The organism is Robertmurraya beringensis (assembly GCF_042433785.1).
Classification (GTDB): domain Bacteria; phylum Bacillota; class Bacilli; order Bacillales; family Cytobacillaceae; genus Robertmurraya_A; species Robertmurraya_A beringensis.
The window spans coordinates 19,660-27,928 of the sequence record NZ_JBHLUU010000100.1; the positions used below are offsets into that span (position 1 = coordinate 19,660).

General features: G+C 36.0%; 8 protein-coding genes. 6 read left to right on the forward strand and 2 right to left on the reverse strand.

Annotated elements, in window-relative coordinates; genetic code table 11:
• The first annotated feature begins 135 nt into the window (after window positions 1-135).
• The 3 genes from ACFFHF_RS14090 (at window position 136) to ACFFHF_RS14100 (ending at window position 4,581) form a co-directional block, all read left to right on the forward strand.
• Complete coding sequence (locus tag ACFFHF_RS14090) at window positions 136-2,706, forward strand: diguanylate cyclase (RefSeq protein WP_160548949.1); 2,571 nt, start codon at window positions 136-138, stop codon at window positions 2,704-2,706.
• A 105-nt stretch (window positions 2,707-2,811) separates the two neighbouring features.
• Complete coding sequence (locus ACFFHF_RS14095) at window positions 2,812-3,477, forward strand: NAD(P)H-binding protein (protein WP_160548948.1); 666 nt, start codon at window positions 2,812-2,814, stop codon at window positions 3,475-3,477.
• A gap of 18 nt (window positions 3,478-3,495) precedes the next feature.
• The gene (locus tag ACFFHF_RS14100; protein WP_160548947.1) at window positions 3,496-4,581 is read left to right on the forward strand and encodes a metallophosphoesterase; all 1,086 of its coding nucleotides are present in this window, start codon (window positions 3,496-3,498) and stop codon (window positions 4,579-4,581) included.
• Window positions 4,582-4,608: 27 nt separating this feature from the next.
• Here ACFFHF_RS14100 and ACFFHF_RS14105 read toward each other — a convergent pair whose 3' ends face one another.
• Window positions 4,609-5,355, reverse strand: a complete 747-nt coding sequence (locus ACFFHF_RS14105) for a sirohydrochlorin chelatase (protein ID WP_377058442.1) — start codon at window positions 5,353-5,355, stop codon at window positions 4,609-4,611.
• Window positions 5,356-5,431: 76 nt separating this feature from the next.
• Window positions 5,432-6,241 (reverse strand): uroporphyrinogen-III synthase, encoded by an 810-nt coding sequence (locus tag ACFFHF_RS14110; RefSeq protein WP_377058443.1) that lies wholly within the window; start codon window positions 6,239-6,241, stop codon window positions 5,432-5,434.
• Window positions 6,242-6,413: 172 nt separating this feature from the next.
• Here ACFFHF_RS14110 and ACFFHF_RS14115 point away from each other — a divergent pair, with 172 nt between their 5' ends.
• From ACFFHF_RS14115 to ACFFHF_RS14125, 3 genes are read left to right on the forward strand one after another with little or no spacing between them, the layout of a single operon-like run.
• On the forward strand, window positions 6,414-7,031 hold the full coding sequence (locus ACFFHF_RS14115; RefSeq protein WP_377058444.1) for an NUDIX hydrolase: 618 nt from the start codon (window positions 6,414-6,416) through the stop codon (window positions 7,029-7,031).
• A gap of 54 nt (window positions 7,032-7,085) precedes the next feature.
• Window positions 7,086-7,820 (forward strand): PocR ligand-binding domain-containing protein, encoded by a 735-nt coding sequence (locus ACFFHF_RS14120; RefSeq protein WP_377058445.1) that lies wholly within the window; start codon window positions 7,086-7,088, stop codon window positions 7,818-7,820.
• A 7-nt stretch (window positions 7,821-7,827) separates the two neighbouring features.
• Window positions 7,828-8,127, forward strand: coding sequence for an STAS domain-containing protein (locus tag ACFFHF_RS14125; protein ID WP_377058446.1), 300 nt, complete (start codon window positions 7,828-7,830; stop codon window positions 8,125-8,127).
• Window positions 8,128-8,269: the final 142 nt, after the last annotated feature.

Here is an 8,269-nt window from a genome sequence, read left to right on the forward strand (position 1 = left end):
ACATTATAGCAAAGTACCGTGGCAAAGGGGGAAATGAACGAAATAATTCATCTTTTTCGACAAAAAACATCAAAAACCAACAGAAATCTCCGATATAAATAGTAAGTCTTGTTTGACTTTTAGGAGGAACAGCATATGCCTTATCACATAATTCTCGATGGAGTAATGGTAGTAGCGTACTTTTTTATTGCAGCCCAATTAAGTAAAAACAATCTTACACTGAATTCTTCCATTCCTTATAAAATGCTTGCAGGTGGATTGGCAGGTGCATTTTCTTTACTTCTATGGATGTTTGTGCCTGGAGTGCAGGAAGTGGATTTATCTTTATATCATCTACCTTTTCTCATCATTGTATTATTCGGTGGTGGTGGATCTCTAATCGGTGCGATGACCATTTTTTTGGGGGGCTTGTCTATAAACTTAGGATGGGCAATTATCACTGAGCCCTCAGTATATTTTTTAATGGGGTGCTGTTTTTTTCTTCCTATTCTTAATAGAAAGATTAATAATATATGGAACAGATGGATGTTCTCTATTACTTTAGTGACCGTTTTAAGCTACTTCTTCGATTATTCTAGATATGCGGAGCAGGATTCAACACCCTTTTGGGTTTTTGCTGTGCTAAGTATAGTAACAGGTTCATTTACCATTTACTTAATCTTACATGTGCATCGATCAAGAAATGCATTTACTGAGCTTGAACGGAAGAATCAAATTCTTTCCGAACAGCATGAAGAAATTCTTCTGAGACAGAGTGAGCTGTCACTAACCAAACAAAAATTTCAAACAGTAGTAGAAAGTGTAAAAGAGGTAATTTTCCAAACGAATCGAGAGGGAAAGATTGTTTTTCTTAATGCTGCCTGGGAGGAGTTAACCTTTTTTAAGGTGGAGGATAGTTTAAACAAACACTATTTTTATTATGTAGTACCAGAGGAAAGAACAAATAACATCAGAAAAATTAGTAAGTTAATTGCTGAGAAACAAGCCCGGACACGGATGGAAATTAAATTTTACAACAAAAAACATGAAGTACTTTGGATGGAGTTAAATATTTCATTTTCCTACGACAGTGATGGGAACTTGTTAGGTACCTTTGGAACAATGACAGATATTACAGAACGGCATAAGTCCGAACAAATACTTAGCAAAACTCTAAAAGAGTTAGAAGATATTAAATTTGCAATGGATGAATCTGTTGTTGTCATGGTTACTGACCCAAAGGGAGTGATCTTAAAAGTTAATGATTTATTTTGTAGCATTTCAGGTTACACAAAGGATGAGCTAATAGGAAAGCCACAGCAATTTCTAAACTCTGGTTATCATCTGCAAAGTTTTTATCAAACCATGTGGGAAACGTTAAATAGAAAAGAAGTTTGGCGTGGAGAGTTACGTAATAAATCAAAAAATGGAAGTTATTATTGGGTTAATGCTGTGATTGTCCCGCTAGTGGATGAAGCAGGAGAAATCCATCAATTTGTTACGATTCAAAGTAATATTACGAAGCGAAAACTGGCTGAACAGAAACTTGTTGAAGCCAATGACTTGTTACTAAAACTATCTTCTGTTGATGGATTGACAGGGATAAATAATCGACGTTCATTTGACGAACGTATTGCTTTTGAGTGGGACAAAGGATTTATCGCACAAACATCATTGTCTGCCATTTTATTAGATGTTGATCACTTTAAGCTTTATAATGATCATTACGGTCATCAACAGGGAGATGACTGCTTGAAAAAGGTTGCTAGGTTGATGGTTCGTGAGTTGCCACGATCATCGGATTTTGGTGCAAGATATGGGGGAGAAGAATTTGTAATATTACTACCTGATACTGGATTACTTGAGGCAACCTCTATTGCTGAGGAGATTAGAAAAGGAATTCTTTCTTTACAAATCGAGCATGAAAAATCTAAGGTATCTCCAATGATTACTGCTAGTCTTGGAGTTGCATCGATCATACCTTCAGAAGACGCTTCGGCAAAAAAACTGTTAGAGAATGCTGATAAAGCACTATATATCGCTAAGAGAAATGGTAGGAACCGAGTAGAATCATATACAGAAGAAAAAACAAGCACAATTGATGTGAATGAGAGAATAATGGAAAGGGTTGTAGTAAAAGATCCTGTCCAGGAATATATCAATTTATTGCATTCAGAGGATACTCACACGTGGGAGCATTCTAATCGAGTGGCTCATTATGCAATATTACTTGCTAAAGAGTTAGGTGTCAGTGAGAAGGAACGAGAAAAGCTCTATTTAACAGCCTTGCTCCATGATATTGGGAAATTAGATATTCCGCAAAGTATTCTTAGGAAAGCTAGCCGACTAACAGAAGAGGAATATACTATTATTAAACAGCATCCAATCTTAGGTGCAGAAAAATTGCAAAGACATGGAGAATTCCCATTTAAAAAGGAAATTTTAGAAGGAGTCCTTTATCATCATGAAAGATGGAATGGCTCTGGTTATCCACATAGACTAAAAGAAAAGGAAATTCCATTGAACGCTCGTTTACTAGGAATCGTCGACTCTTTCTCTGCGATGACAGAAGAACGGGTATACAAAAAAGGGATACCAACTGAAAAAGCATTGTTTGAAATTCACAGTCAAATGAATTTATTGTATGATCCAGAGCTTGTTCAGGCGTTTTTAAGAGCAATGAAAACAAGTATCCCAGAACAACAAGTAAGGAAATTGTCCGGCTAAATCAAAGCCCTCGTACGATTACGAGGGCTTTTCTACAGTTTAAAAGTTGATAATTGTATTCTTTTCCAACGATAATAGAAAGGTACGATAGAAAGGAGCGGGATTATGAAAGCAAAAAAGGCATTAATAGCTGGTGCTACAGGACTTGTTGGCAATGAACTTTTACATATACTACTTGAGGCAAAGGAATATGAAACGGTGACAGCTATCGTAAGAAGACCTCTTTCTATAAAACATCCAAAACTTAATGAAGTAATTGTTGATTTTGACCATCTTGAAGAATATTCTGAGCAGATGGCAGTAGATGATGTTTTTTGTTGTCTAGGAACCACAATCAAAAAAGCGAAAACAAAAGAAGTGATGAAAAAAATCGATGCTGATTATCCTCTTGCACTTGCTAGATTAACACAGAAACTGGATGCCAGACATTTTCTTTTAATTAGTAGCATGAATGCTAATCCTCAATCGAAAATATGGTATTCCCAAATGAAAGGGAAATTAGAGGAAGAGCTATCAACCGTACCATTTCAAACGATTTCTATTCTTCGCCCATCCCTCTTACTGGGAGATAGGCAGGAGTTTCGTTTAGGAGAGAAAATAGGTGCAACCATTTTCCAAGCGTTGTCATTTCTATTTGTAGGCCCATTATTAAAGGTAAAAGCAATTGAAGGAAGACAGGTAGCACAATCGATGTATTCTATTGCACAGACGAATCGGCAGGGTGTGAATATCTATCCTTCTGATATGCTTCAAAGCAGGATAACCACATAAGAAAGGATTTATAAAAATATGCTGTTAATGATTGGGGCCATTGTTTTAGCCATTCTTATATATAGTGCCATTTGTTTTTATATTGGATATAATGGTTGGGTTTGGCTAAAGGCAAGAAATTTAATTCAGTGGAAGAAAATCTATATTATCGTTGTGATTGGTTTATCATTGTCCGTTTTTGCCGGGCAGTTGCTACCTATCTATTTATTTAAAATTGTAAGTGGATTATGGTTAGCTGTTGTTGGGTACAGTCTAATTATTCTTCCATTCACCAATCTTCTGGTCTATTTTTTGAAGAAAAGGTCAATCATTTGGGCTGGTAATTTAGTAGGCTTATTCTATTTATTTGTATTGATCTATGGATCTTTTCTAGCGTGGAACCCGATTATCCATACTTATGATATCGAGGTTGATAAAACCGCTGGGGATCGAAAAGAATTAAAGGTATTAATGGCTTCAGATATCCATGCTGGTGTTCTGGTTGGAAATAATCATTTAGAAAAGCTAGTGTCAATTGCAGAAAAAGAAGAACCGGATATTATATTAATTCCTGGGGATCTAATCGATGATTATATTGAACCATACTTAAAACAAAACATGGGTGAAGTAATGGAAAAGCTTGATGCACCGCTAGGAGTATACGCTGTTCTTGGAAATCATGATTATTACGGTGAGGACTCAAAAGAAATACTTACAGAGATGGATAAGGCAGGTATTACCGTCTTAATGGATGAATGGGTGATGGTAGAAAACTTTTATTTAATTGGTAGAAAGGATCCTACTGACGAAAGCAGACAACAGTTAGAGGAATACGTAATCGGGCTAGATCAAAGTAAACCACTTATCATGCTTGATCATCAACCAATTGATTTTTCAGAAGCTAGTAAACAAGGAATTGATGTTATGCTGTCAGGACATACACATAAAGGTCAACTCTTCCCTGCGAGTATTGTGACCAATCTTCTTTATGACAATGACTATGGATATGAAAAAATGGAACAATTGCATACCTTTGTCTCATCTGGATTTGGTGTATGGGGTCCGCCACTCAGATTGGGGAGTCAATCAGAAGTGTTTGTCATTAATCTTACTTTTACACGGTAGAAAAAAGGATAGCGAATCAGCTATCCTTTATTGTTTAATGGTCGGTTTTTTTGGTGTTCGAGCTCGTTCTTGAATCATGGTATGAAGAAGTTCATGGTATCCAGTTGGATTACATAAAATAATTTGGTTTCCCATTTCTATAGGAAAGGATTCATGCAGTTGTCTTTCAATTTTGTCCGTGAATCCACCTTTTGAAAGGAAGTGTGGGACAATATATACCTTTTGATACTCATGTAATAAAGTCATCTCAAGCTTCTTCAAATAATGCGGCTCTCTACTTAAATATCCCCATTCAACGGGGAGACCTAATTCTTCTCTAACCACCTTTGTTAATTGCGAAAATTCTTGAGCCGTTTCTTCATGACCACTTCCATGGGCAACGAGTAAAACAAGTTCATTTTGTGTTTCTTGATAGCCTTTTTCTTGGAGCTTATCCATAATTGCTGGTATAAATAAACGATCGCTTCCAAGAACATTCGCATACATAATGGGGATTGTAGGGAAACGTGCTTGAGATTCAGCAATTTCGGTAGGTATATCTATTAATGCATGATTCCCAGATAATAATAATACAGGCACGACAGTCACGGTCGTTGCTCCTTTTCGTATGCATGATTCTATGGCTTCCCCAATAGAAGGAGTAGCAAGTTCAAAAAAACCATATGTTTGTATAGGAGCAATATTTTCTTCCATCGTTTCTGTAATAAATGAAACAAACTGTTCATTCCAAACCTTTGAGCGACTACCATGACTGATATAAACAATTGCTTCCATTTTTCACCTCACACCTATTGCTGATAATTAGTTCGAAGTATATCAGTTGTTAGAAAAGGGAGCAAGTAACAGTATGTTATTTAGAATAATAGTCTGCTAAGCAAATAATGGCGCTTCCCATTCGTTCTATTTCTGGGAAAATAACCCGATTAACTCCATGTTCTTTAAGTGCTTGAGCGGTGACTTTTCCAACAGCTAGAGCTACAACTTTATTTTCAAATTGATTAAGAAGCAAAGTCGTCTGCCCTTTTTTATCGGCATGAGCAAATAAGAATCGTACTTGTGGTGTACTTGTGAAGCTTACTGCATCAACACTTCCTTGAATAATCTCTGATAGCAATAAATCAATAACATCTTCACTTGGAGGTGTATGAATGTATGGAAGAATTTCATGGTATGTGGCTTCTTTTTCGTCAAGAAATTCAATAAGTAGTGGGGCTGGGTCACCATGAAGTTGAAGTGCCACACGTGTCCCTTTAATAAATTCCTCACATGAAGAAAGGGAGCGTACCAATCCCGCTGTACTTCCATCATCATCTCTCACAATGGGAGTAATACCGAGCGTTTTTAATACATTTACCGTCTTATACCCTCTTGCAGCAATCTTACTTTCTTTAAGCTTAGAGATAAATTCAACTTTTCTTTCCATCTTCTCTGCTGTTTCTAAAAGAATGGTTAACCCAATTCCTGTAGTGAAAATAAGCCAATCATAGCTTCCAGCAAGTAATTTCGAGATTTCCCCCTCTATATTGGTATCATCCAATCTAGTCGTACCTTGTGAGGGGCGAAGAACGGGGATTCCGCCTTGATTGCTAATAATCTTACTTATTTCATCTGTTTTTCTTGTACCTGCAATAACCACTCGTTTGTTCTCTAGTTTTTTCATGAATATCCCTTCTCTCTTTTAGAATAGTTAGAATCATTTTAGCATCAATTTTGAAAGTAAGCCTCCTAAAAACAAAATTATTTGTAGACTTTTGCAGTAGGCAGGTTTATTTCTTGTTCAGGAAAAGTTCGTTATAATGATAGAAATCATTTTGACTTGGAGGTGAAGGGTGATGGACCTTGAGAAAATTATGTTAAAGTTGTCGAAAAGAAAGCCCTTTGTTTTAGGGAGTGAGAACTTCTCTACTTATTCTATCTTGCTTCCTCTTGTATTTATCAATAATGAAATACATCTTGTATTTGAGGTCCGAGCCTTATCATTAAGGAGGCAACCGGGTGAGGTTTGTTTTCCAGGAGGCAAAAATGATGAAACCGATAAGGACCATATGGAAACTGCAATGAGGGAGACCTATGAGGAATTAGGTTTAAAAGAAGGAAGTATTTCTCAGGTGTTACCGCTAGATTTCATCGTATCTCCATACGGTAATATTATTTATCCATATGTTGGAGTCATAGATACTATTAATGATATACAAGTAAACCATAAAGAGGTAGACCATATTTTCACTGTTCCACTCTCATTTTTTAAACATACGAAACCTGATATCCATTATGTAAGTGCACGGATCGAACCAGAACCAGGTTTTCCTTATGATTCCATAGTTGGTGGGAAAGACTATAATTGGCAAATAAAAAGAATGGAAGAGTGCTTTTACTATTTTGAAGATAAAGTGATATGGGGGTTGACCGCGAGAGTTGTAAGACATTTTCTTCAAGTAATCGAAGAATAATGGCACCCCATTAGTAGCATGACATAATAAACATCTCAAGGAGGTGACGAGGGATTGAAAACAAGAGAGTTATTAACACATGTACAAGAAGCATATGTCTCTCTGTCGAAGATGGGTTTGGTTATTGTAAGTGCGAAAGGAGAGTATCTCACATCTGTGTCCGGAATTGATCCGGTTACAGAATACCTATTCATAAATGAGGAAATGGCTTTTCGCCAACAAATCAATCAAGTTGTCACTTCTTCCACTATTACTAAACCAATAACCTATTTACTCCTACATAAAGGGGAGTTCAAAGGTCTAAAAATTGCGATTGTACCAGTCAAAGTTGATGGAACGATTTATGGATATATTTTAACCTCCGTATTTGTAGAAAGGAATAGTAGTAAGGAACATCTCGTATCTGTTTTTAATGATAGAAAATGGGAAGAAGCGGTCAAGACCATGAAAGTTCTTAGTATAGATGAAACAGATGGATTGCTGGATACATTACAAAAGATGGATTCCGTTTGTAGTGCTTTTTTTGTAAAAGAACTTGAAACAAAATATTTTCAGTCAATGCAACGATTACTATTACATATGAATCGAGAAAATCTTCAAATCGCAAGTTTATTTGAGGAGCTTTATGAAAATATAGATGATGTTGATTTGCTTTGTTATGTAACACAACATCGAAACGACCACTGGATTTTGGAACATTTAAAAGGGAAAAATGAAGAAAGTCTTAGTAATCTAAAGCTAGAAATGATATCAGATTTATTGAATAGTGCTCGAGACAAAGGCGAATAGAGAGTTATTGTTTTTAATCTTAGATATGACGGATCATCTCGTAAAGGATTCCATTGCAATTGTAGTAATGAGGGACGAGACTTATGAAAGTGTAATATTAAGCTTAAAGGGTGTTGGCTATATAAACAGTGCAGGTCTTGGAGTGATTGCTGATGCAGTCATGCAAGCAAGAAAGCAGGGGAAAGAATTAGTTGTAGCAAACATACAAGGACCAATTTCTGAGATATTTGAAATTGTTAAGTTCGGATCATTTATACATCTCTTTGCGACTGAAGAAGAGGCCACCCATTTTTTAAGAAATAAGTAATTTTTCCAATCGCCATTTTTCTGTGAAAATAAATATGGGTTTAAACAAGATCAGTTGTGTTAATGATATTATTAATGCAATTTTTGCAATAGGAAAGCAGAGGTACCTAAATTTATGGTATCTCGAATATCTTTTTTAACTT

Coding starts and splice junctions, on each gene's coding strand:
- ACFFHF_RS14100 (WP_160548947.1), top strand. CDS start 3,496: ATGCTGTTAATGATTGGGGCCATTGTTTTAGCCATTCTTATATATAGT.
- ACFFHF_RS14115 (WP_377058444.1), top strand. CDS start 6,414: ATGGACCTTGAGAAAATTATGTTAAAGTTGTCGAAAAGAAAGCCCTTT.
- ACFFHF_RS14090 (WP_160548949.1), top strand. CDS start 136: ATGCCTTATCACATAATTCTCGATGGAGTAATGGTAGTAGCGTACTTT.
- ACFFHF_RS14110 (WP_377058443.1), bottom strand. CDS start 6,241: ATGAAAAAACTAGAGAACAAACGAGTGGTTATTGCAGGTACAAGAAAA.
- ACFFHF_RS14105 (WP_377058442.1), bottom strand. CDS start 5,355: ATGGAAGCAATTGTTTATATCAGTCATGGTAGTCGCTCAAAGGTTTGG.
- ACFFHF_RS14095 (WP_160548948.1), top strand. CDS start 2,812: ATGAAAGCAAAAAAGGCATTAATAGCTGGTGCTACAGGACTTGTTGGC.